This is a genomic window from Amycolatopsis mediterranei (assembly GCF_026017845.1).
GTDB lineage: Bacteria > Actinomycetota > Actinomycetes > Mycobacteriales > Pseudonocardiaceae > Amycolatopsis > Amycolatopsis mediterranei.
The window spans coordinates 7,270,715-7,292,034 of sequence record NZ_CP100416.1; the positions used below are offsets into that span (position 1 = coordinate 7,270,715).

Here is a 21,320-nt window from a genome sequence, read left to right on the forward strand (position 1 = left end):
CCGGATGTCGGGGACCCTAAACTGAAGTTTAGGCGCGCCGAACTTTGTTTTTCAAGGGTGATGGCTCCCACCCCGGCACGCGGGTACCCGGATCGGCGGCGGCGAAAAGTCAGAGCCGGGCGACCTCGTGGCCGGATTCGCGCAGCGCCGTGACCGCGTCGTCGAGGTCGCCGCCGCGGACCAGGATGTGGTCGGTGTCGAACGTCGAGATCGAGAACAGCGTGACGCCGGCCGCGGCCAGCTCCGAGGCCAGCGCGGCGATGATGCCGGTGAGCGTGAACTCCAGCGGGCCGCGCACCGACAGCAGCCGCCAGCCGTCTTCGGAGGCCATGGCCCCGCCCGGCTCGCGGCCGGCCGGGCAGATCACCGACAGTTCTTCGGGCGTCCGCGTCACCGAAACCAGGGCTTCGCCCGGCTCGAAGAGCTCGGCGGGCACCTTGGCGTCCGCGGGCAGCCGCACCACGGCGTACTCGCCGGGCCGGACGTCGATCGCGAGTCGTTTCATCAGCCTTCCAGCACCTTCGGGCTCGTGGCGATCTCGGTGCCGTCCGGCAGCGTCGAGATGGTGAAGTCCGCGAACACGTTCGCCGCGGCCTTCTGCAGCTGCCGCAGGCATTCCACGGCCAGCTCACGGATTTCGACGTCGGCGTGCTCGGTCGCGCGCATCGCGACGAAGTGCCGCCAGGCGCGGTAGTTCCCGGTCACGACGATGCGGGTTTCGGTCGCGTTCGGCAGCACGGCCCGGGCGGCCTGGCGGGCCTGCTTGCGGCGCAGGGTCGCGCTCGGGACGTCGGCGAACTTCTCCTCGAGCCCGGACAGCAGCTCGGTGTAGGCCTCGACGCTCGCCCGGGTCGCGGCGAGGAACTTCTCGTGCAGCACCGGGTCGTTCGCGATGATCTCCGGCTCGACGAACTCGGCGTCGCACTCCGGGACGTACCGCTGCGAGAGCTGGGAGTAGGAGAAGTGGCGGTGCCGGATCAGCTCGTGGGTCAGGGACCGGGAGATGCCGGTGATGTAGAAGGTCACCGAACCGTGCTCCAGCACCGAGAGGTGGCCGACGTCGATGATGTGCTCGAGGTAGCCGGCGTTGGTCGCGGTGGCGGGGTTCGGCTTCTTCCACGACTGGTAGCAGGCGCGGCCGGCGAATTCGGCGAGTGCTTCCCCGCCGTCCGCGTCGGTCGACCACGGCACGTCCCCGGGCGGGAAGAACTCGGTCTTCGCGATCAGCTGCACTCTGGGTGACACGGTTCCGGTCACGTCAGGACTCCTTCTCCGGCTTCCGCGCAGCCTAACCGCGTGAGGGCAGTCACTCCCGAGGGACACGTGACATCACCACCCGCCTTGACTGACGTCACCGATGACGTCATAGTGGTGTCATGGACCTGACGCCGTACATCGCCAACCTTCGCGAGGACCTCGCGAACACGGCTGCCGCCGGGGACGAGCACACCCGGCGGGCGGCCGCGCTGCTGTCCTCCGCGCTCGAGCCCGCCGTCCGCCTGACTCTGATGAACGCCCTCGCCGACCTCGCCGCCGAGGTCACGGCCGCGCTGCCGGGCCAGGTGGTGGACGTCCGGCTCGACGGCCGGGACGTCCGGGTGGTCGTCACCGGCACCGCCGAGGAGACGACGTCACGCGCGACACCACGTGACACCACACCACCGCCGCCGATCGACGGTGGTGACATCAGCCGAATCACCCTCCGGCTGGTCGAGCAGATCAAGGGCCAGGCCGAGCGCGCGGCCGCGGCCCAGGGCGTCTCGCTGAACACGTTCGTTTCGCAGGCGGTGCAGGGCGCACTGGGCCACGGCGCGCTCGGCGGCGGCGGCCACAAGCACCAGGGCAAGGGCGACCGCGGCGGAAGCGGGTCGCACCTGCACGGCTGGGTCGAAGGCTGAGGGGACGAGACGATGAGTGAAGAACAGACCACACCGGCCGAAGAGCCGAACGACGAATTGGTCCGGGTGGACGAGTTCAAGACCGACGTCCCGCTGGAGCTCGACGTCAGCGTGACGATCGGCCGCGTCGAGGTCGTCCTCGACGGCGACTCCGGCGCCCGCGTGGAGCTGCGCCACGACCAGGGCGAGCAGCAGCCGTGGGTGGCGGGGGTCAACAGCCTGCTGTCCTGGGTCGGCGAACGCTTCGGCGACCAGCTGGGCGTCGACCCGGGTGCCTCCCCCGCCGAAGCCGTGCGGCAGAGCCGGATCGAGAAGCTCGGCAACCGCCTGGTCGTCCAGGCACCGAAGGCGTGGCAGCTGCGCAACGTCGCCCTCGCGGTGAAGGTGCACGCGCCGGCGGGCTCGCACGTCGAGGTCCGGGCGGGCGCGGCGGACGTCACCGTCACCGGCTCGGCCGGCCGCGTCGACCTGCTGACCGGCTCCGGCGAGGTGAAGCTCGACCGCGCCGACGGCTCGGCCACCATCCGCACCGGCAGCGGCGCCGTCAAGCTCGGCCCGACGCTGGGCGGGCTGCAGCTGCGCAGCGGCAGCGGCCACATCGAGGCGTCGTCGATCAGCGGGTCCGCGACGCTGGCCACCGGCACCGGCGACGTCTGGCTGGGCGCGGTCTCCGGCGAGGTGATGGCCCGCACCGGCAGCGGCGACCTGTCGGTGGCCGACGCCGCGTCGGGCTCGCTCGACCTGATCACCGGCTCGGGCGAGGTCCGGATCGGCATCCGCGGCGGGACGACCGCCGAGGTCGACCTGACCTCCAGCGGCGGCCGCGTCTCCAGCGAGCTGGACGTCGCCGACAGCGCCCCCGATGGTGGCGTGAAGCTGAAGGTCCGCGCCCGCACGGGCACCGGCAACGCCGTGGTGACGCGCGCGGCGGGCTGAGACAACCGGACCTCCGGCCCGGACCGGGGGCTCCGCCACCCGGACCCCCGGAAGAGCGGGCTGAGACAGGGGGAGAACGGGCCGTTCCCGGCGGGGGTGCCGGGGACGGCCCGTTCGCGCGAAATACCAGAGGAAGCGGCCCGCAGAAATCCGGCGAACGAAGGATGAATCTGTCGAAACGCCGTTTCACCTGATTACTCCCGGAGAATCGCTGATTTTCTCGGATCGGCCTTGAACAAATCGGCAGGCTGTCTCGTTCCCATCGGTTGACCGCGCCGGCCTGGCGAAAGGTGACCGAGTGACCGCGCTGATCCGCCCCTCCTCGCTCGCGGGCGCGGTGGCCGGGTCGCGGTTGATCGCGCAAGGGTGTTCGCCGGATCCGCGGATCGACCGGACGACCCCGGCTCCGGCCACGACGCCGAGCGCGGGGACGGCGATCGGCCGGGGTGGCGGTCAGGGTGGTCGGTAGGAGCTGATTGCCGGCCAGGACAGAGGTACTTCAAGAGCGGGGCCTCGGGCGATTGCTGCCCCTCGCAGGGCGGGTGGCCACGGTCCTTCTCTTGCGGGACTGCGCCGAGTCCGGGGATGCCGGCGCTGCGCGGGGTTCGGCTTCCCGGTCGAGTTGGATCAAGAGGCCGAACCACCGGCCGACCCGCGCATCGACTTTGATCTGGCGAAGACACCTGCGAGCGTCGAGCTTGACGAGCAGGAGAGATATCAGCCCCAGCCCCACCAGTGCCAGGACGCACGCACACAGCGCGAGCCACATACCTGCCGACATGGACCTACCTCTCCTTAAAGATCATGATCCATGCTCGGAGAGGTCTAAAAGATGTTCGCGTCCTCGATCAACGCTTGTCAACCAAATGTGAACCCGACACCCCAAAGTTGGGCCATCCACGGGGCACGGCGTGGTCACGTTCGGCTGATCCGCCAAGGCCGCGCTCGGCAGACCCCACGGGCTCGACCCGCTCGGCTCACCTTGCCGGGCCCGGACCCGGAGAGGGGAGCGTCAGCGGACCAGCTTCGCCAGCGGCACCGCCAAATCGCCTCGCGCGCCCACCGTCACGCCCGACAAACCCAGCCACTCCGCCATGTGCCGCAGCTCCGCCGCCAGCTCCGGGAGGACCCGGGCCACGTCCACGCCCTCCTCCGCGAACGCTCCCTGGACCCGCAGCACCCCCGCCGCTCGGTCGGACTTCAGGTCCACCCGCGCGACGAGCGAGCCGTCCAGCAGGAACGGGAAGACGTAATACCCGTACACCCGCTTCGGCTCCGGGACGTAGATTTCGATCCGGTAGTGGAAGCCGAACAGCCGCTCGGTTCGGGCGCGCTCCCAGATCAGCGGGTCGAACGGGCACAGCAACGCCCGGCCCACCACGTTCCGCGGCTTCCGAGCCAAAGCATGGCGGTAGGCCACCTGCTTCCAGCCGCGGACCGCGACCGGCTCCAGCTCTCCCGACTCCACCAGCTCCGCCACCGCCTGGCGGGCCGGGGCCGGGCCGAGGCGGTAGTAGTCGCGCAGATCCGTCTCCGTCGCCACCCCCAGCGCTCGCGCCGAACGCGCAATCAAGCCCCGCGCGCCCTCCTCCGCGGACACCGACCGGGCGAGGATCTCCGGTGGGACCACCCGCTCGGTCAGGTCGTAGAGCCGCTCGAACGACCGCCGCGTGCCCGTGGTCAGCTGGCCGACGCCGAACAGGTACTCGCAGACGCGCTTGACCTCCGAGCGCTCCCACCACGAGCCCGGGCCGCGCCGCTGGGCGTCCGCCTGCACCGCGCGCTCGATGCCGCCCGCGCCGATCGGGCCCAGCTCCTTCACCACCGACAGGATCTCGTCGACCAGGCCCGGTGACTTCTCGATCAACGGGCCGTAGTGCCGCCACCAGCCGTCGCGCTTCGCGCCCGAGCGGATCAGGGGCCAGTCCTCGATCGGCAGCAGGCTCGCCTCGTGCGCCCACGTCTCCACCAGCAGCCGCGGGCGACGCGCCGAATTCGCCCACGCCGCTTCGTCGAGCAGCGCCGGGTCGTACGCGCCCAGCCGCGAGAACACCGGCATGTAGTGGGCCCGGACCGCCACGTTCACCGAGTCCAGCTGCAGCAGCTGGACCCGCGACAGCACGCGTTTCAGGTGCTGCCGCGAAGGCACGCCGGACGGACGCGGGTCGGTGAAGCCCTGTGCGGCCAGGAACGTCTTCCGGGCCGTCGAGACGCTGATCGTTTGCATGGTGCGCTCATGGTGCCACCCACCACCGACAAAAACCGCGACCGCTAAGTTCAGCAACCATGAGCGACGCCGCCGTCCGTCCCGCCGATCTGTCCGACGCCGCGGAGATCGCCCGCATCCAGCGCGAAACCTGGCACGCCGCCTACGAGGACCTGCTCGGCAAGCAGGCCCTCGCGCAACTGGACGCCACCGACCTCGCCGGCACCTGGAGCGAGACCATCGACTACCCCGGCAGCCTCGTCTACGTCGCCACCGAGGGCGAGTTCACCGTCGGCTTCTGCGTCGCCGGCCGCGCGCCCGAAGACGAGGTCGCCCAGGCCGATGGGAGCCTGCCCGAAGACGCCGAGACGACCGGGCTGATCGCCACCCTGCTCGTCGAGCCGCGCTGGGGACGCCGCGGGCACGCCGGACGGCTACTCGCGACGGCCGCCGCGGGCCTGCGGGCCGACGGCGCCTCCCGCGGCATCGCCTGGGTCGCCCAGGGCGACCACGCCACCCTCGGCTTCTACCGCCGGGCCGGCTGGAACCCCGACGGCACCGTCCGCACCCTCGACACCGGCGAGCGCACCCTCCGCGAGGTCCGGCTCACCGGCACCCTCGACCTCTCCCTGTCCTGAGTCGCGGAAGATCACCCACCGCATCACGGCGTACATGAACACGCCCTCGCCCACGCCCGCGAGCACCCGCGAGACGTGGTATTCGACGCCCAGCGCCGTCAGCCCCGCGCCCACACCCAGCAGAAACGCCGCGTAATTGACAGCAATCGCACCTATGTAAAGCACCAGCTGGATTCCGACGGCGGCGTGGGAATGGAAGTTGAACGTCCGGTTCAGCGCGAAGCTCAGCCCGAACGCACAGACGTACGCCAGCGTGATCGCCAGCCACACCGGCCAGCCGAGCACGCCGTGGAAGACGGTCAGCAGCGCGAGGTCGACGCCGAACGTGAGCCCGTTGATCAGGCAGAACCCGAGAAACGTCGGCGCCACGACCCGCGACAGACCCAGCGGCAGCACACGGACGACGGCCCGGCAGAGGGCGCCGAATCGGTCAGCGGGCGTACGGGATTGCTCGGCGGCCACCCGGCCAGTGTTCCGGCGGGAGGTGACCGGCAGCCGTCCGGCAGGTGATCTTCTGGTGCGGACCGCCGGCCGAAGAGGGGGGTTAACCCCCGTGCGCGGAGATTTCGAACTGATAACTTGGAAGAACGCGAGCGGTTTTCAGGAGGTGACAGATGAGCTGGATCCTGCTGACGCTGGGCGTCGCGTTCGGTTCGGCCATCGTGCCGCTGATCAACGCCGAAGTCTTCCTGCTCGGGTTGTGCGCGAGCCAGCCGGGGCTGCACTGGCTGTGGCTCGGGGCGGCGGTGGCCGTCGGGCAGATCGCCGGGAAGACGCTGTACTACCTGGCCGCGCGCGGGACGATCAAGCTCCCCAAGCCACTGCACGACCGGTTGCACCGAGAGCGCCCGATGACGCCGAGGCGCGTGCGCTGGCAGCTGCGGACCAAGCGGATCCGCGGGTGGGTCGAGGCGCTGCGCGAGCGCTGCCACCGGCACCCACACTGGATGGCCGGGACGTACGGCGTGAGTTCCCTCGTGGGCCTGCCGCCGTTCATGGCGACGAGCGTGCTGGCCGGGTTGGTGCGGATGCGGTTCGCGACCTTCCTGACGACGGGTCTCGCCGGAAGGTGGATCCGCTTCAGCTTGATTGCGGCTTCACCCGCGGTGTTCGCGGGCTGGCTGCACCACTGAGATCAGCGCGGTCCAAGCAGAGCGCGAGACGGTGAGCTGGCCCAGGTGACGGGCTTTCGTGTCCCGCACGCCAACGGTCTCGGCGAGGAGAACCTCGACGCATTCGATGTTTGCCGTATAGCTCGACTTCCGCCACGTCGACACGCTGCCTCCGACCTATCGCGCTGCCTCCCGAAGCAGTTCTCGCGAGACATCTTCGGACAATGCCTTGTCCAGCAAGACTTTAACGAGCTTGCGGTAGCTCGCGATAGCCTCCAACTCGTTGACGAAGGCACTGGCGTGGTGGTGCTCGAGGAACACGATCGACGGATCGCTGGGGAAGTCGTAGAGAGCGAACATGCCGATCTTGCCGGGGTGGTAACCCACATCCGCGGGCACGATGCGCACTGAAATGTTAGATGTAACACCTAAGGCGAGCAGGTGGTCGATCTGATCGGACATGGTGCCCGCTTCTCCGACCACCTCACGAATCGCCAGTTCGGAGATGATGGCCTTGAGTCGAACCGGCTCATATCCGGATAGGATCCGCTGGCGTTTCAGCCGGGCCACCAGCCGCGCATCGACCACTTCCGCCTTGGTCTCGGAGGCAGAGAGAAGAGTGCGGGCATAGTCAGGAGTCTGCAGGAGCCCGGGAATGATCTGCGGGGACCAGTTGGTGATCAAGCTGGCCGACCGTTCGCACTGCATGACTCCCGTGAGCGCGGCGGGCAAGTCCGAGGGGTTGGAGTCCAGCCAGTTCGGGTCTTTCACGTGCTGCGCCAAGGCCAGAATCCGGTTGGTCACGGCTCGATCCACCCGCAGGTACCCGAGAATCCGGGCCACCTCCTCCACCGGCGGCACCCGAATCCCCAGCTCCCACTGGGACAGCAACCGCGGATCCACCTCGAGTGCCCGCGCCAGCTCGCGCAACCCGAACTTCCGCGCTTCGCGTACTTCGCGCAGCGACGCGGACAACGCCCGTGAACCAGGAGAAGACGAAGTCGGTTTCATGCGGGCGATAGTACGAAGCCCACTCATTTCCCGAATGAACGACAACTGTCAGCGAATTGCCACACCACCGTTCCGGCGACCGCAACCACGAAAGCCCACCCGCCGATCGGCTCCACCAGCACCGCCACCAGAAAACAAAACGCCGAAAACCCGCCGAGCCCACGCAGCACACCCCGCACGGTCGCCGCGGCCGCCGGCGGGCCGCCTTGCGCCTGCGCGAACACCGCCACGACGCTCGTCCCGGTCGGGAAGGGGGCCAGCACGCCCGTCAGGTCCGGGCCGAGACGTCCGGCCGCCGCCGTCAGGGCCACCACGAGCCCGGCCGTCGCCACCGCGCGGGCGGGCAGGTCCCACCACGGCAGCGGCACCGGCCGGGCCTCCCCCGGCTCCGGCAGCAACCGGATGCCCGTCCAAGCCGCCGCCAGCGCCAGCCCGAGCGCCACCCACACCGGCACCGGCGCGAACGTCAACGCCAAATCCAGCGACAAGCACACAAGCCAGCCGACCAGCAGCGTGCCGAGCCAGCCCCGTGCCCGGGACACCCGCGCGAACACCACCGCGAACGCGGCCAGCGACACCAGTCCCAGCAACGACGCCGACGCCGCCCGCGCGACGAACGCCGCCCCGTGCTCCAAGTACGTGATCAGCAGGATCGGGCCCGCGACCACGGGCATCGCCACCAGCAGACCCGTCACGCCCAAGCCCCAGCGCCGTCCGGCCAGCGACGAGCCGACCACCAGCAACGGCGCCAGGACGAGCTTCAGCAGCAGCGTCACCGGTTCGCCGCCGCCGCGATGCGCACGAAGCCACGAACGAGCGGGCTGATCACCGCTTTCGGCCACGCCACCACCAGCTCGCTCACCGGGCGATCGGCCACCGGCACGACCCGCAGCCCGGGCGGCACCGGCTGGTCGACCGGGGCGAGGGCCGCGGTGCCGTTCCACAGCACCGCCTGCAGGCACTCCTGGACCGTCCGCATGACCGAGGCGTCGTCGCCGGGCGGGCCGCCCGTCCAGTAGGCCGTCCAGCGCGGGTCGGTGCCGTCCGGGAGGCGGACCCAGCGGCGGCCGGCCAGCTCCGCCGTCGCGACCTCGGTCCGGCCGGCCAGGGGGTCGTCGTCGCGCAGCACCACGCCCACGCGAACCCGGCGCAGCACGTGGACGCCGATGCCCGCCGTTTCGAACGGCGTCCGGGTCAGGGCCACGTCGACCAGGCCGGCGCGCAGCCCGGCCGTCGGATCCGCGAGGTCCGCTTCGTGGACGCGCACGTCCACGTGCGGGTGCTGCTCGCGGAACAGGGCCACCAACCGGGCGCCGACCTGCTCGGCGGCGTCCGCCAGGGTGCCGACCGTCAACGTGGCCGTGCCCGCCGCCGCCGTCACGCGGTCGCGGATGCGGCCGGCCTGCGCCAGCAGCGCGACGGCCTCGTCGTACAAGACAGCGCCCGCCTCGGTGAGCGTGACGCCCTTGGGCGTGCGCTCGAGCAGCGTCGCGCCCAGCTCGTCCTCCAGCGCGCGCACCGCCCGGCTGAGCGGCGGCTGCGCCATGTGCAGCCGGTCCGCCGCGCGGCCGATGTGCCGCTCTTCGGCGACCGCGACGAAGTACCGGAGTACGCGCAAGTCCATACCCCCACGGTATCGAGTTGCCGCAACCGGTCTTGGACGCACCCGTCCGCGCGCGCCGATGATCGGAACCATGCGAATCGGCACCTTCACCTACGACACGACCCGGGACCTCTCAGGCGTGGAAACCGCCGCCACGCTGCCCGAAATCTTCGAACGGGCGATCCGCGGCGAGTTCGACGTCGCCGAACTCGGCCTGACGTTCTACCTGCGGCTGCTCGAAGCAGGCACGCCCTTCGTGGCGCTGCCGATCTTCCCGAACCGCGTCTTCCGGCACTCCTGCGTCTTCGTCAACACCCGCTCGGGGATCACCGGTCCCGGTGACCTCACCGGCCGGACCATCGGCGAGTTCGGCACCTACGGGCAGGACTCCGGCGTCTGGGCCAAGGGCATCCTGATGGACGAGCACGGGTTCCGGCCGGAGACGAACCGCTGGGTGATCGGCGGCCTCGAACACCCAGCGGCGCCCTTCGATTTCATCCCGCACCCGCATCCCGATGCTGTCAAGGTCACCACGGCGGGGGCGGGCAAGACGCTGAACGACCTGCTCGCCACCGGCGAGATCGACGCGCTGTTCTCCGCCAACGTCCCGCAGTGCGTGCTGGACGGGCACCCGGACGTCGCCCGGCTCTTCCCGGACTTCGTCGCGCGGGAACGCGACTACCACCGCCGCACCGGGATCTTCCCGATCATGCACACCGTCGTCGTCCGGCGGGATCTCCTGCGGGACGATCCCGGCCTGGCCCGCCGCGTCTACACGATGTTCGAAACCGCGAAGGACGCCGCCGCCGAGCGCTACCGCCGCGGCCGGCGGCTCTACCAGGTGCAGACCATGCTGCCGTGGACGAACGCGCTGGTCGACGACACCCTCGCCGAGTTCGGCGAGGACTGGTGGCCCTACGGCATTGCGGCCAACCGCACGACGCTGGAGGCCTACCTGCGGTACCACCACGAACAGGGCTTGTCGTCACGCCGGTGGCAGATCGAAGAGATCTTCGCGCCGGAACTACTCGGCACGTGAGCGTTCGGCGGCTTCCAGCTCGATCGCTTTTTTCATCGTCTCGCGCGCTCGGCGGCGGTCGCCCGCGATGTCGTACGCGTACGCGAGCTTGTACCAGACGCGCCAGTTCTCCTGGTCGGCCTCGACCTCCGCGCGGCGCTCCCCGAACCACGCGTCGGCCGCCTCGCGATCCACCCGGCCCGACGGGCGACGCGGGAGGTCGGAGACGTCGGGGAGCGCCCCCTCGGTGTCCAGCTGCCGGGACAGGCGCTGGACCTGGAGGCCGTTGCGCCAGGTCACGACGACGACCCAGATACCCAGGACGGGCAGCAGCAGCACGCCCGCGCCCAGTGCGATCCCGACCCCCGTCCCGGTCTTGAACAGGGCGAACGCCCGATCCGCCAGCAGGAACAGGTAGACGATCAGCGCCGCCGTCAGCAGCAGCGCCACATTGCGAGCCTTCACAGGTCGAGGACGTTTTCCAGGCCGACCGTCAGGCCGGGGCGGTTCAGCACCTCACGCACGCCGAGCAGCACGCCCGGCATGAACGACGTCCGGTCGAGGGAGTCGTGGCGAATCGTCAGGGTCTCCCCCTCGCCGCCGAACAGGATTTCCTCGTGCGCGACCAGCCCCGGCAGGCGGACCGAGTGCACGCGGACCTGCTCGACCGAGGCGCCGCGGGCGCCGTCGAGCTCCGACGTCGTCGCGTCCGGACCCGGTGTCACGCCCGCTTCCGCGCGAGCCGCGGCGATCATCCGGGCCGTGTGGGCGGCGGTGCCCGAAGGCGCGTCGGCCTTGCGGTTGTGGTGCAGCTCGATGATCTCGGCCGAGGCGTAGAACTTCGCCGCCTGGGCCGCGAACCGCATGGCCAGCACCGCGCCAAGGGCGAAGTTCGGCGCGATCAGCACGCCCAGCGACGGCTTCGGCTCCAGCAACGCGCGCAACTCGGCCAACCGGGATTCGCTGAAGCCGGTGGTGCCGACGACCGCGTGGATGTCGTGCTCCACCAGGTACTTCAGGTTGTCCATGACGGCGTCGGGGTGGGTGAAGTCGACGACCACCTGGGCGTCGGCCAGCGGGGCGAAGTCGTCGCCCGCGTCCAGCGCGGCCACGAGCTTCAGGTCCGAAGCGCCTTCGACGGCGTTCACCACCGTCGCCCCCATCCGGCCGCGCGCACCGAGCACACCGACGTTGATGGTCATGAAGCGATCACCTCGTGCAGGTCGTCAGGAAGGTCGTCGGCGTGAGCGTACGGCCCGACGACCGCCGCCGCCGAGACGCCACCGGGCCGTGCGAACAAAGTGCGAGCGAGCGCACACACGTCTTCGGTGGTCACCGCGTCGATGCGGGCGATCGTGTCGTCGACGCCCAGGTAGTGGCCGTAGTTGAGCTCGTTCTTGCCGATCCGCGACATCCGCGACGACGTGTCCTCCAGGCCCAGCACGATCCCGCCGCGCAATTGACCCTTGGCGCGGGCCACCTCGGCTTCGGTGAGGCCGTCGACGCCGACCTTGTCGAGCACCTCGCGGATGACGCCGGCGACGTCGCCGAGCTTCTCCGGCTGGCAGCCCGCGTACACGGCCATGTGCCCGGTGTCGGCGTAGCTCGCGACCGACGAATACACCTGGTAGGCCAGCCCGCGCTGCTCGCGGATCTCCTGGAACAGCCGCGAGGACATGCCGCCGCCGAGGGCCGCGTTGAGCACCGACAGCGCGAAGCGGCGGTCGTCGTGGCGCGACAGCGAGCGCAGGCCGAGCATGACGTGCGCCTGCTCGGTGTCGTCGGTGTGCAGGGCCAGCTTCGGCACGGTCTTGATCCGGGCGCGGCCCTCGCGGGGCGCGATCGGCGTCGCGGTCCCGGTCAGGCGCTCGCCGAGGGCCTTGCGGACCAGCCGCAGCACCTGGTTGTGGTCGATGTTGCCGGCCACGGAGAGGACCATCCGCGGCAGCGTGTACCGGCGCTTGTAGAAATTCCGCAGAGCGGCCGGGGACATTTCCACGATCGACTTCTCGGTGCCGAGCACCGGGCGGCCGAGCGCGTGGTCGCCGAGGATGGCCGTCACGAACGTCTCGTGCAGCAGGTCCTCGGGGTCGTCGTCGCGCATCGAAATCTCTTCGAGGACGACGCTGCGCTCCATGTCCATGTCGCGGTCGGTGCACAGCGCGTCGAACACGACGTCGGTGACCAGGTCCACGGCGAGCGGGAGGTCGGCGTCGAGCACCTGCGCGTAGTAGCAGGTGTGCTCCTTCGCCGTGAAGGCGTTGAACTCGCCGCCGACGGCGTCGATCTCTTCGGCGATCTGCGTGGCGTCGCGGTGCTTGGTGCCCTTGAACAGCAGGTGCTCGAGGTAGTGCGCGGCGCCGGCGACGGTGGCGGGCTCGTCGCGGGAGCCGATGCCGACCCACAGCCCGACCGTGGCCGAGCGGGAGGCGGGGACGCGCTCGGTGATCACGCGCAGACCGCCGGGCAGCACGCTGCGCTTGACGACCGCACCGTCCGAAGTGGACTCGAGCGTGCGGGTGGTGCCGACGGGCTGCTCGTGCCCGGAAACCTGCCGTGCCATGGGTTCCTTACTCACCTTGCCGCGAAGGCCACCTCGGGAGTCCCCCGAGGTGGCCTTCGCGGACCGATATTCGCTGAACTGCGGCCTTACTTGGCGTCGGCCTTCTCGGCGTCGGCGTCGGCGGCGGGGGCGTCACCCTCGGCCGGCTTCGCGGGCTCGTCGTCCTTGACCACGATCAGGCTGATCTTGCCGCGGTTGTCGATGTCGGCGATCTCGACGCGGAGCTTGTCGCCCACGTTGACCACGTCCTCGACCTTGGCGATCCGCTTGCCGTTGCCCAGCTTCGAGATGTGCACCAGGCCGTCCTTGCCCGGCAGCAGCGAGACGAACGCGCCGAACGCGGCCGTCTTCACCACGGTGCCGAGGAAGCGCTCGCCGACCTTGGGCAGCTGCGGGTTGGCGATGGCGTTGATCAGGTCGATCGCCGCCTCCGCCGACGGGCCGTCGGCCGCGCCCACGTAGATCGTGCCGTCGTCCTCGATGGAGATGTCGGCACCGGTCTGCTCGGTGATCGAGTTGATCATCTTGCCCTTCGGGCCGATGACCTCGCCGATCTTGTCGACCGGGATCTTCACCGAGGTGACGCGCGGGGAGTACGGGCTCATCTCGTCCGGGCTGTCGATCGCCTCGGCGATGACCTCCAGGATGGTGAGCCGGGCGTCCTTCGCCTGCTTCAGCGCGGCGGCGAGGACCTCGGAGGGGATGCCGTCGAGCTTCGTGTCCAGCTGCAGCGCGGTGATGATGTCCTTGGTGCCGGCGACCTTGAAGTCCATGTCGCCCAGGGCGTCCTCGGCGCCGAGGATGTCGGTGAGCGCCACGTAGCGCGTCTCGCCGTCGACCTCGTCGGAGACCAGGCCCATCGCGATGCCCGCGACCGGCGCCTTCAGCGGCACACCGGCGTTGTACAGCGCCATGGTGGACGCGCAGACCGAGCCCATCGAGGTCGAGCCGTTGGAGCCCAGCGCCTCGGAGACCTGGCGGATCGCGTACGGGAACTCGTCCCGCTTCGGCAGCACCGGCACCAGGGCGCGCTCGGCGAGCATGCCGTGGCCGATCTCGCGGCGCTTCGGCGAACCGACGCGCCCGGTCTCGCCGGTGGAGAACGGCGGGAAGTTGTAGTGGTGCATGTAGCGCTTGTGCGTCTCGGGCGACAGCGAGTCGATCTGCTGCTCCAGGCGCAGCATGTTCAGCGTGGTGACGCCCAGGATCTGGGTTTCCCCACGTTCAAAGAGTGCCGAACCGTGCGCCCGAGGAATGACAGCGACCTCGGCCGAGAGCGACCGGATGTCGGTGAGGCCACGGCCGTCCATGCGGATCTTCTCCGTGAGGACGCGCTGGCGCATGATCTTCTTCGTCAGGGCCTTGAACGCCCCGCCGATCTCCTTGTCACGGCCCTCGAAGGCTTCGCCCTCGCCGAGGCCGATCTTCTCCAGGACGGCGGCCTTGACCTCGTCGGTCGCGGCGTCGCGATCCTGCTTGCCCGGGATCTGCAGCGCGCGGGCCAGGTCGTCGGTGGCGATCGCCGCGACGGCGTCGTAGACGTCCTGCTCGTAGGCCAGGAAGACCGGGAACTCGCCGGTCGGCTTGGCGGCGACGTCGGCCAGCTGCTGCTGGGCCTCGCACAGCACCTTGATGAACGGCTTCGAAGCCTCGAGGCCCGCGGCGACCGCGGCCTCGTCGGGCGCCTTGCCGCCGGCGGCGATCAGGTCGAGCGTGTGCTCGGTGCCCTCGGCCTCGACCATCATGATCGCGACGTCATCACCGACGATGCGGCCGGCGACGACCATGTTGAAGGTCGCCTTCTCCAGCTGCGACCAGGTCGGGAACGCGACCCACTGGTCCTCGACCAGCGCGACGCGCACGCCGCCGACCGGGCCGGAGAACGGCAGGCCGGCGATCTGGGTCGACGCCGAGGCGGCGTTGATGGCCAGCACGTCGTACGGGTCGTCCGGGTTGAGGCTCTGGACGGTGATGACGACCTGGATCTCGTTGCGGAGACCGTCGGTGAACGACGGGCGCAGCGGCCGGTCGATCAGGCGGCAGGTCAGGATCGCGTCGGTCGACGGGCGGCCCTCGCGGCGGAAGAAGGCGCCGGGGATGCGGCCGGCCGCGTACATGCGCTCCTCGACGTCCACCGTCAGGGGGAAGAAGTCGAAGTGGTCCTTCGGGTGCTTCGACGCGGTCGTCGCCGAGAGCAGCATGGTCTCTTCGTCGAGGTACGCGACGACGGCGCCGGCGGCCTGCTTGGCCAGGCGGCCCGTCTCGAAGCGGACGGTGCGGGTGCCGAACCGGCCGTTGTCGATCACGGCTTCGGTCTCGTGCACGGTGACTCCGGTGGAGTCGGTCATAGGGTGTTTCTCCTCTTTAGTTCCTTCTATACGACGCGAGTCTCCCACCCTGGGACCCGTTTCGCCTGAGGACGCTCGAGGAGTGATGCCGGTCTTCGATCGAAGCCCCCGGGACTCTTCCCGGAAGCCACTACCGAGGACCGGCGGACGGTCCCTCGTGCGCGCTCGCGCCGTTCTTGCGGTTGTTACAGCGTGTTGTTCCTGCAGCAAGGGGGAGCGACCGGCGGTCACTCCCCCTCGGGTGCAGCTATCGGCGCAGGCCGAGGCGCTGGATCAGCGCACGGTAACGCTCGATGTCCACCTTCATCACGTAGTTCAGCAGCCGGCGGCGACGGCCGACCAGCAGCAGGAGCCCGCGACGGGAGTGGTGGTCGTGCTTGTGAGCCTTGAGATGCTCGGTGAGGCCGACGATCCGCTTGGTCAGCAGCGCGACCTGGGCCTCGGGGGATCCCGTGTCCGAGTCGTGCACGCCGTACTCGGCCAGGATCGACTTCTTCTCTTCGGTGGACAGCGCCACTTGTGTTGCTCCTCGAAATAATCAGTGCCGTGCGGCCCCGGGCGTGGATGAACGCCGGGAAGACGGTCTCGGCCGCCACGGACTGCAGCCGGACCCGGCCACGACGTTACCATTCTGGTCACGTGCGCCTCTGAGCAGGGCCTTCAGGCGTGGTCCAGCCCGAACGAGCGAGCCACCCGGTAGCGGGGACCACCCGGGTCGCGCTCGCTGGTCATCAGCGCCACTTCCGCAGCCTGCCAGCGCCGGCTCGTGAAACCGGCCAGCTGTCTGGTCCAACGCGCGGCGAGCCCGGGTTCTTCCCGGGGGAACCGCGCGAGCGTCAGATGGGCCCGGTAGGGCCTCGGTTCGGCGCCGGCGCCCGCGGCGTGCGCGAGCGGCTCCAGCTCCGATCCGGCGACAGTCAACCACAGCACCCCGGGGAACGTCGCGGCCTTTTCCAGCCGGACGTCGACCGCCGGGCGCCCGGCCAGCCGCGCGCTCAGCCAGGCGGCGCGCGTTCCGACGTCGTCCGGCCCGTAGTAGGCGAGGGTGATGTGCCAGCGCTCCGGCGGCTCCCAGCGGAGGCCGTCGCCGGGATCGCCGAGGGCCGCGGAGATCGCCTCGACGACGTCGTCCGGCGGGAGAAGTGCGCTGAACAGGACCGGCATCAGGCGCCGTTGCCCGCCCGGCGGAGCAGGTCGGCGATGGCCGGGAAGTCGTCGTCGAGGCGCTTGGCGGCCTCGCCGAGGTCCTCGTCCTCGGCCAGGTCGCGCAGGTAGGCGAGGACCTTCTGGTCTTCGTTGACCACCGGGATGTTGTCGCGCCCGACGGTGGGGCGCGAGTCGCGGACGTCCTCCATCGCGGCCAGCATCGCTTCGCGGTTGCCGGCGGCGACCTCGGGCACCAGGATCTTGCGCTCGAGCATGATCATCCTGGCCAGCACGACCGGGTTGCCGATCTTCGCCCGCCGCCCGCTCATCACCTGGCTGAGCATGGGGGCGCTGATCCCGAGGACCTCGGCCAGGAACGCCTGCGAAACGTCGAACGCGACGACGAGCCGGCGCACGCGGTCACCGAGCGGCTCCCCGTACCACTCGCGCTGCAACGCGATGTTCCGCTGGACGATCTTGTGGTCCTCCACCAGTCTCCCGCTCCCCTGTTTGCGCACACCGTCCGTGAGCATCTTGCCATCGCGGTCACCTGCGTGGACGCGGAATCCCCTATTCGTCCCCGGTCAGGGCGTCCGGGGGCAGTTCGAGTGCCTTTCTCGTCTCGACCACGTCGTCGTCGATCTGCGCGACGAGCCCGGCCGAGTCGGCGAACCGCACCTGGTCACGCAGCCGCGTCACGAAATCGATGGCCACGTGCTGGCCGTAGAAGTCCTCGTCGACGTCGAGGACGAACGCCTCGACGGTCCGCTCGCGCCCGGAGAACGTCGGGTTGGTGCCCACCGAGACCGCGGCGCGCAGCCGGCGCGCCGGGTCGGCCGAACGGGTGAACCACGCGCTGTAGACGCCGTCGGCCGGGACGGCGGCGAAGCGCGGGGTCGACAGGTTCGCCGTCGGATAGCCGAGCTCGTGGCCCCGGCCGTCGCCGCGGACGACGATCCCCTCCAGCCGGTGCGGGCGGCCGAGCGCTTCGGCGGCGGCGACCACGTCACCGGCGTCGATGCAGGACCGGACGTACGTGCTCGAGAAGGTGATCGCCGACTGGTCCTCTTCGGACAGTTCCTTGCCCTGCAGCTCGGCGCCGAACGCGGCGAAGCCGAACCGGCGGCCGAGGGTGCGGAGCAGTTCGACGTCGCCGGCCGCCTTGGCGCCGAAGGTGAAGTTGTCGCCGACGATCACCGCGGCCGCGTGCAGCCGGTCGACCAGCACCTCGTGCACGAACTCCTCCGGCTGCAGCCGGGACAGCTCGAGGGTGAACGGCAGCACGCAGAAGACGTCGACACCGAGGCTCTCGACGATCTCGGCCTTGCGCCGCAACGTCGTCAGCTGCGCCGGGTGGCTGCCCGGGCGCAGCACCTCCGACGGGTGCGGGTCGAACGTCAGCATGACGCTCGGCAGGCCGCGCTCGGCCGCCGCCGCGACCGTCCGGCTGATCAGCTCCTGGTGCCCGCGGTGGACACCGTCGAACACGCCGATGGTGACCACGCACCGGCCCCAGCTGCCGGGGAGATCTCCCAGCCCACGCCACCGAAGCACGTCACACTCCCGTCTCTCGAGCCCACCCTAGGCGGGCAGCAACACGACCACCGCGCGGGATACACCCTGTTCGTCGGCGGCCAGGGCGAGCACCCGGCCGTCGGGACCGAAGAGCCCGTAAGTGCCTTCGAGGCCGGCCGCCGGGATGCGCTGGCCGTGGCGGACCGCTTTCGCCGTGGCCGCGTCGAGGTCGCGCCGCGGGAAGGCGGCGGCGACGGCGGCGTCGAGGTCGAGGCTCAGTTCGGGCTGTTCTTCGAGCTGGTCGAGGGTCCTCGCCTTGGCGAGGGTGAAGGGGCCGACCGTGGTGCGCCGGAGCGCCTTCAGGTGGCCGCCGACGCCGAGGCCCGCGCCCAGGTCGCGGGCCAGCGCGCGGACGTAGGTGCCGGAAGAGCACTCGACGACGGCGTCCACCTCGACGTGGTCCTCTTCGTGGCGGACGGCGAGGACGTCGAAGCGGTAGACGGTGACCGGGCGGGCCGGGATGACGACGTCCTCGCCGGCGCGGACGCGGGCGTAGGCGCGCTTGCCGTCGATCTTGACCGCGCTGACCGCGCTGGGCACCTGCTGGATGTCGCCGGTCAGCTTTTCGATGCCGTTGGCGATGTCGTCGTCTTGCGTCTGCTTCGTGTCCGCCGTGGTGAGGACTTCGCCCTCGGCGTCGTCGGTCGTGGTGCTGCTGCCGAGGCTCAGGGTGGCCAGGTAGGTCTTGCGGTCCAGGGCCAGGTGGCCGAGCAGCTTGGTGGCGCGCTCGACGCCGAGCACCAGCACGCCGGTCGCCATCGGGTCGAGCGTGCCGGCGTGCCCGACCTTGCGGGTGCCCATGATCCGGCGAGCGCGCGCGACGACGTCGTGCGACGTCATGCCGGCGGGCTTGTCGACGATGAGGAGGCCGGGAGGCGGGGCGGGACGGCGGGGCGGTTTGGGGCTCGACACGCGGCAAACCCTAGCGGCCGCCGGTCGTGGAACGGATGATGCCTCAGACGGCCACGATGGAGGCGTGACGGAGATCGAAGTCCGGGCCGCCCGGCCCGCGGAGCTGGAAACGGTGGCCGAGCTCCGGTGGCGCTGGGTGGCCGAGCAGGACGGCCTCCCCGGCGACGGCCGCGAGGCGTTCGTGCGCGAGTTCGCCGCGTGGATGCGGGAGAACGCGGCCACCCACCACTGCCTCGTCGTCGTGCGCGCCGGGCGGGTGCTCGGGATGGCGTTCCTGGCGGTCACCGCGCGCGTGCCGACCCCGACGGCGTTCTCGCGGGCCTGCGGTGACGTGCAGAGCGTGTACGTCGTGCCGGAAGCCCGCGACGGCGGCCTCGGCGGCCGACTGATCGACGGCGTCCTGCGGCTGGCCGAAGAGCTCGAGTTGGAGCGGGTCACCGTGCACTCGTCGTCGCGGGCCGTGCCCGCCTACCGGCGGCGCGGGTTCTCGGTGGCGCCGCAGCTGCTGCAGGTGCCGGTCAGGCGGTGATTCCGGCAGACTGTGGCTCATGCGGATCAAGCACCAGGTCGTCACCTTCGACGCGGCCGACCTCGCCGCCGAAAGCCGCTTCTGGGCCGGGGTCCTCGGCGGGGAGGTGAGTGCGGACGGCGACTGGCACATGGTCATGGTGGACGGGGCGCCGCGGATCGGCGTCCAGCTCGCGCCCGGCCACACGCCGCCGCAGTGGCCGGACGGGCCGTCGAAGCAGCAGGTGCACCTCGACCTGTGGGTCGAGGACTTCGCCGAAGCGCACGAAGAGGTCATGGCGCTCGGTGCCACGGTGCTGAAAACGGCGGCCGGTAGCACGTCCGGGGACGACTTCCAGGTGTACGCCGACCCGGCCGGACACCCCTTCTGCCTGTGCTGGCTGGTCCCGCGCGGGTGATCAGGCGGCGACGATCGGCGTCTCGGGGAGAGCGGCGTCCCAGCGGCGGCGGGTGATGCGGACCGGCAGCTCCTCGCCGCGGGCCTCGGCGAGGAACAGGTGGGCGCGGGTGCGGCGCCACCACACGAGCAGGCGAGAAGTCCCGAGGGCCAGCACGGCGACGAGCGCCAGCAGCGACAGCCGGAAGTTCCCGCCGGTCACCTGCAGGAGCACACCGACGGCGAGCGCGGCGATCGTCGTCGCCACGAAGCCGCCGACGTTGACCACGCCGGTGGCCGTGCCGACGCGGCTGAGCGGGTTGTAGTCGCGGGCGAGGGCGAACCCGATCATCGACGCCGGGCCGCCGAGGGCGAGGAAGGCGAACGCGGGCACCAGGACCGGCAGCGGCACCTGGCCCGGCCAGCCCAGCAGCACCGCCCACACCAGCGCGGCGCCGCCGATGTAGCCGCCGACCAGCGGCATCCGCAGCGACGGGCGGCGGCCGATCAGGCCGCCCAGCAGCGGGCCGCCCGCCATCGAGCCGAAGACGAACACGGTGAGCAGCGCGCTCGCCGTCGCCTTCGACTGCCCTTGGCCCTGGACCAGCCAGGGGACGCCCCACAGCAGCGTCAGGGCGTTCGGGGCGAACATCGTGCTGAAGTGGACCCAGAAGCCCAGGCGCGTTCCCGGCGTCCGCCAGGCTTCGGCGACCCGGCCGGCCAGCTCGCGCGGGCGGACTTCTTCGCGGACGGGCGGCAGTTCGCCCGCCGGGACGTCGCGGACCCGGAGGGCCACGACGACGGTGTAGAGGACCGTGACGGCGCCGGCGGCGAGGAAGGTGGGGGTCCAGCCGGCGCTGTCGAGCACGAGCGAGAGCGGGACGGTGGCGGCGAGGTTGCCGATGTAGCCGACGGCCGCGGTGAACGACGTCAGAAGGGCGTACTGGCGGCCCGGGAAGTGGGCCGCGACCAGGCGCAGGACGCTGACGAACGTGAGCGCGTCGCCGAGGCCGAGGACACCGCGGGCGAGGAGGCCGAGGCCGTAGGAGTGAGCGACGCCGAGCAGGAGCTGCCCGGCCCCGAGGACCAGCACGGCGACGGTGAGGACGCGGCGGGGGCCGTAGCGGTCGACCAGGACGCCGGTCGGGATCTGCATCGCGGCGTAGACGCCGACCTGCAGGACGGTGAAGGTGCCGAGCGCGGCCGCGCCGACGCCGAAGCGCTCGGCGGCCTGCAACCCGGCGACCCCGAAGGACGTCCGGTGGAAGACGGCGAGCAGGTAGACGGTGACGGCGGCGAGCCAGATCAGCCAGGACCGGGCGGTGGCACGGCCGGTGGCGGGCACAGCGTCCTCCAGAGTTTCGGCGTTCTTCCCCCCTACTTGTATCGCCTAAGCAACCACGAACCATAGCCACGACCCGGGTGGTTTTCCCCACAGGTAACCCCCATC

General features: G+C 70.7%; 25 protein-coding genes and 1 pseudogene. 8 read left to right on the plus strand and 18 right to left on the minus strand.

Annotation, left to right across the window (positions count from 1 at the left end; translation table 11 throughout):
- Window positions 1–109 precede the first annotated feature (109 nt).
- Window positions 110–505 (minus strand): ACT domain-containing protein, encoded by a 396-nt coding sequence (locus tag ISP_RS32330; protein ID WP_013228089.1) that lies wholly within the window; start codon window positions 503–505, stop codon window positions 110–112.
- Window positions 505–1,257: an FAD-dependent thymidylate synthase gene (thyX, locus tag ISP_RS32335; protein ID WP_013228090.1), complete on the minus strand. Its 753-nt coding sequence runs from the start codon at window positions 1,255–1,257 to the stop codon at window positions 505–507. The genes ISP_RS32330 and thyX overlap by 1 nt, the downstream gene beginning before the upstream one ends.
- Before the next feature lie 119 nt (window positions 1,258–1,376).
- Here thyX and ISP_RS32340 point away from each other — a divergent pair, with 119 nt between their 5' ends.
- The 3 genes from ISP_RS32340 (at window position 1,377) to ISP_RS32350 (ending at window position 3,303) form a co-directional block, all read left to right on the plus strand.
- Window positions 1,377–1,898: a toxin-antitoxin system HicB family antitoxin gene (locus ISP_RS32340; RefSeq protein ID WP_013228091.1), complete on the plus strand. Its 522-nt coding sequence runs from the start codon at window positions 1,377–1,379 to the stop codon at window positions 1,896–1,898.
- A gap of 12 nt (window positions 1,899–1,910) precedes the next feature.
- Window positions 1,911–2,834, plus strand: a complete 924-nt coding sequence (locus ISP_RS32345) for a DUF4097 family beta strand repeat-containing protein (protein WP_013228092.1) — start codon at window positions 1,911–1,913, stop codon at window positions 2,832–2,834.
- 298 nt (window positions 2,835–3,132) lie between these two features.
- The gene (locus tag ISP_RS32350; protein ID WP_155258937.1) at window positions 3,133–3,303 is read left to right on the plus strand and encodes a hypothetical protein; all 171 of its coding nucleotides are present in this window, start codon (window positions 3,133–3,135) and stop codon (window positions 3,301–3,303) included.
- Window positions 3,304–3,846: 543 nt separating this feature from the next.
- On the opposite strand, the gene ISP_RS32355 is transcribed toward ISP_RS32350, so the two are convergent.
- On the minus strand, window positions 3,847–5,061 hold the full coding sequence (locus ISP_RS32355) for a winged helix-turn-helix domain-containing protein (RefSeq protein ID WP_013228093.1): 1,215 nt from the start codon (window positions 5,059–5,061) through the stop codon (window positions 3,847–3,849).
- A 59-nt stretch (window positions 5,062–5,120) separates the two neighbouring features.
- Here ISP_RS32355 and ISP_RS32360 point away from each other — a divergent pair, with 59 nt between their 5' ends.
- On the plus strand, window positions 5,121–5,678 hold the full coding sequence (locus ISP_RS32360) for a GNAT family N-acetyltransferase (RefSeq protein ID WP_013228094.1): 558 nt from the start codon (window positions 5,121–5,123) through the stop codon (window positions 5,676–5,678).
- A gap of 66 nt (window positions 5,679–5,744) precedes the next feature.
- Here the strand turns inward: ISP_RS32360 and ISP_RS32365 are convergent.
- Window positions 5,745–6,140 (minus strand): annotated as a pseudogene (locus tag ISP_RS32365) (GtrA family protein); the annotation flags it as partial.
- A 152-nt stretch (window positions 6,141–6,292) separates the two neighbouring features.
- Between ISP_RS32365 and ISP_RS32370 the strand changes: the two are divergent.
- Window positions 6,293–6,811 (plus strand): YqaA family protein, encoded by a 519-nt coding sequence (locus tag ISP_RS32370; protein WP_013228095.1) that lies wholly within the window; start codon window positions 6,293–6,295, stop codon window positions 6,809–6,811.
- On the opposite strand, the gene ISP_RS32375 is transcribed toward ISP_RS32370, so the two are convergent.
- The 4 genes from ISP_RS32375 to ISP_RS32390 are packed head-to-tail and all read right to left on the minus strand — an operon-like array spanning window position 6,776 to window position 9,425.
- Window positions 6,776–6,955: a DUF397 domain-containing protein gene (locus ISP_RS32375; protein WP_071831436.1), complete on the minus strand. Its 180-nt coding sequence runs from the start codon at window positions 6,953–6,955 to the stop codon at window positions 6,776–6,778. The genes ISP_RS32370 and ISP_RS32375 overlap by 36 nt on opposite strands.
- A gap of 12 nt (window positions 6,956–6,967) precedes the next feature.
- The gene (locus ISP_RS32380; RefSeq protein ID WP_034285685.1) at window positions 6,968–7,801 is read right to left on the minus strand and encodes a helix-turn-helix domain-containing protein; all 834 of its coding nucleotides are present in this window, start codon (window positions 7,799–7,801) and stop codon (window positions 6,968–6,970) included.
- Window positions 7,802–7,824: 23 nt separating this feature from the next.
- A complete protein-coding gene (locus ISP_RS32385; protein ID WP_013228097.1) occupies window positions 7,825–8,577 on the minus strand; it encodes a hypothetical protein in 753 nt (250 codons plus the stop codon).
- Window positions 8,574–9,425, minus strand: coding sequence for a LysR family transcriptional regulator (locus ISP_RS32390; RefSeq protein WP_013228098.1), 852 nt, complete (start codon window positions 9,423–9,425; stop codon window positions 8,574–8,576). Before ISP_RS32390 ends, ISP_RS32385 begins: the two co-directional genes overlap by 4 nt.
- A gap of 58 nt (window positions 9,426–9,483) precedes the next feature.
- Between ISP_RS32390 and ISP_RS32395 the strand changes: the two genes are divergently transcribed.
- The gene (locus tag ISP_RS32395) at window positions 9,484–10,443 is read left to right on the plus strand and encodes a substrate-binding domain-containing protein (RefSeq protein WP_013228099.1); all 960 of its coding nucleotides are present in this window, start codon (window positions 9,484–9,486) and stop codon (window positions 10,441–10,443) included.
- Here the strand turns inward: ISP_RS32395 and ISP_RS32400 are convergent.
- The 9 genes from ISP_RS32400 to truB all read right to left on the minus strand — a co-directional run bounded on the left by ISP_RS32400 (window position 10,429) and on the right by truB (window position 18,966).
- Window positions 10,429–10,887 carry a tetratricopeptide repeat protein gene (locus ISP_RS32400; RefSeq protein ID WP_034285688.1) on the minus strand — a complete coding sequence of 153 codons (459 nt, stop codon included), beginning with the start codon at window positions 10,885–10,887 and terminating at the stop codon, window positions 10,429–10,431. The two genes, ISP_RS32395 and ISP_RS32400, sit on opposite strands and share 15 nt — an antisense overlap.
- Window positions 10,884–11,624 carry a 4-hydroxy-tetrahydrodipicolinate reductase gene (gene dapB, locus ISP_RS32405; protein ID WP_013228101.1) on the minus strand — a complete coding sequence of 247 codons (741 nt, stop codon included), beginning with the start codon at window positions 11,622–11,624 and terminating at the stop codon, window positions 10,884–10,886. Before dapB ends, ISP_RS32400 begins: the two co-directional genes overlap by 4 nt.
- Complete coding sequence (locus ISP_RS32410) at window positions 11,621–12,985, minus strand: M16 family metallopeptidase (protein WP_013228102.1); 1,365 nt, start codon at window positions 12,983–12,985, stop codon at window positions 11,621–11,623. The genes dapB and ISP_RS32410 overlap by 4 nt, the downstream gene beginning before the upstream one ends.
- A gap of 86 nt (window positions 12,986–13,071) precedes the next feature.
- Window positions 13,072–15,333, minus strand: a complete 2,262-nt coding sequence (locus ISP_RS32415; protein WP_013228103.1) for a polyribonucleotide nucleotidyltransferase — start codon at window positions 15,331–15,333, stop codon at window positions 13,072–13,074.
- Between the two features lie 247 nt (window positions 15,334–15,580).
- On the minus strand, window positions 15,581–15,850 hold the full coding sequence (gene rpsO, locus ISP_RS32420) for a 30S ribosomal protein S15 (RefSeq protein ID WP_003084034.1): 270 nt from the start codon (window positions 15,848–15,850) through the stop codon (window positions 15,581–15,583).
- Between the two features lie 143 nt (window positions 15,851–15,993).
- On the minus strand, window positions 15,994–16,497 hold the full coding sequence (gene thpR, locus ISP_RS32425; RefSeq protein ID WP_013228104.1) for an RNA 2',3'-cyclic phosphodiesterase: 504 nt from the start codon (window positions 16,495–16,497) through the stop codon (window positions 15,994–15,996).
- Entirely contained in the window at window positions 16,497–16,970 is a 474-nt protein-coding gene (locus ISP_RS32430; protein ID WP_013228105.1) for a helix-turn-helix domain-containing protein, read from the minus strand. The genes thpR and ISP_RS32430 overlap by 1 nt, the downstream gene beginning before the upstream one ends.
- A gap of 79 nt (window positions 16,971–17,049) precedes the next feature.
- Window positions 17,050–18,033 (minus strand): bifunctional riboflavin kinase/FAD synthetase, encoded by a 984-nt coding sequence (locus ISP_RS32435; RefSeq protein ID WP_161790919.1) that lies wholly within the window; start codon window positions 18,031–18,033, stop codon window positions 17,050–17,052.
- Between the two features lie 27 nt (window positions 18,034–18,060).
- The gene (truB, locus tag ISP_RS32440; protein WP_071831433.1) at window positions 18,061–18,966 is read right to left on the minus strand and encodes a tRNA pseudouridine(55) synthase TruB; all 906 of its coding nucleotides are present in this window, start codon (window positions 18,964–18,966) and stop codon (window positions 18,061–18,063) included.
- A gap of 64 nt (window positions 18,967–19,030) precedes the next feature.
- On the opposite strand from truB, the gene ISP_RS32445 reads away from it, so the two are divergent.
- Both ISP_RS32445 and ISP_RS32450 read left to right on the plus strand, forming a co-directional pair.
- Window positions 19,031–19,495 (plus strand): GNAT family N-acetyltransferase, encoded by a 465-nt coding sequence (locus ISP_RS32445; protein WP_013228108.1) that lies wholly within the window; start codon window positions 19,031–19,033, stop codon window positions 19,493–19,495.
- A gap of 19 nt (window positions 19,496–19,514) precedes the next feature.
- Window positions 19,515–19,892 (plus strand): VOC family protein, encoded by a 378-nt coding sequence (locus ISP_RS32450; protein WP_013228109.1) that lies wholly within the window; start codon window positions 19,515–19,517, stop codon window positions 19,890–19,892.
- On the opposite strand, the gene ISP_RS32455 is transcribed toward ISP_RS32450, so the two are convergent.
- Complete coding sequence (locus tag ISP_RS32455; RefSeq protein WP_013228110.1) at window positions 19,893–21,215, minus strand: MFS transporter; 1,323 nt, start codon at window positions 21,213–21,215, stop codon at window positions 19,893–19,895.
- Between the last annotated feature and the right edge of the window lie 105 nt (window positions 21,216–21,320).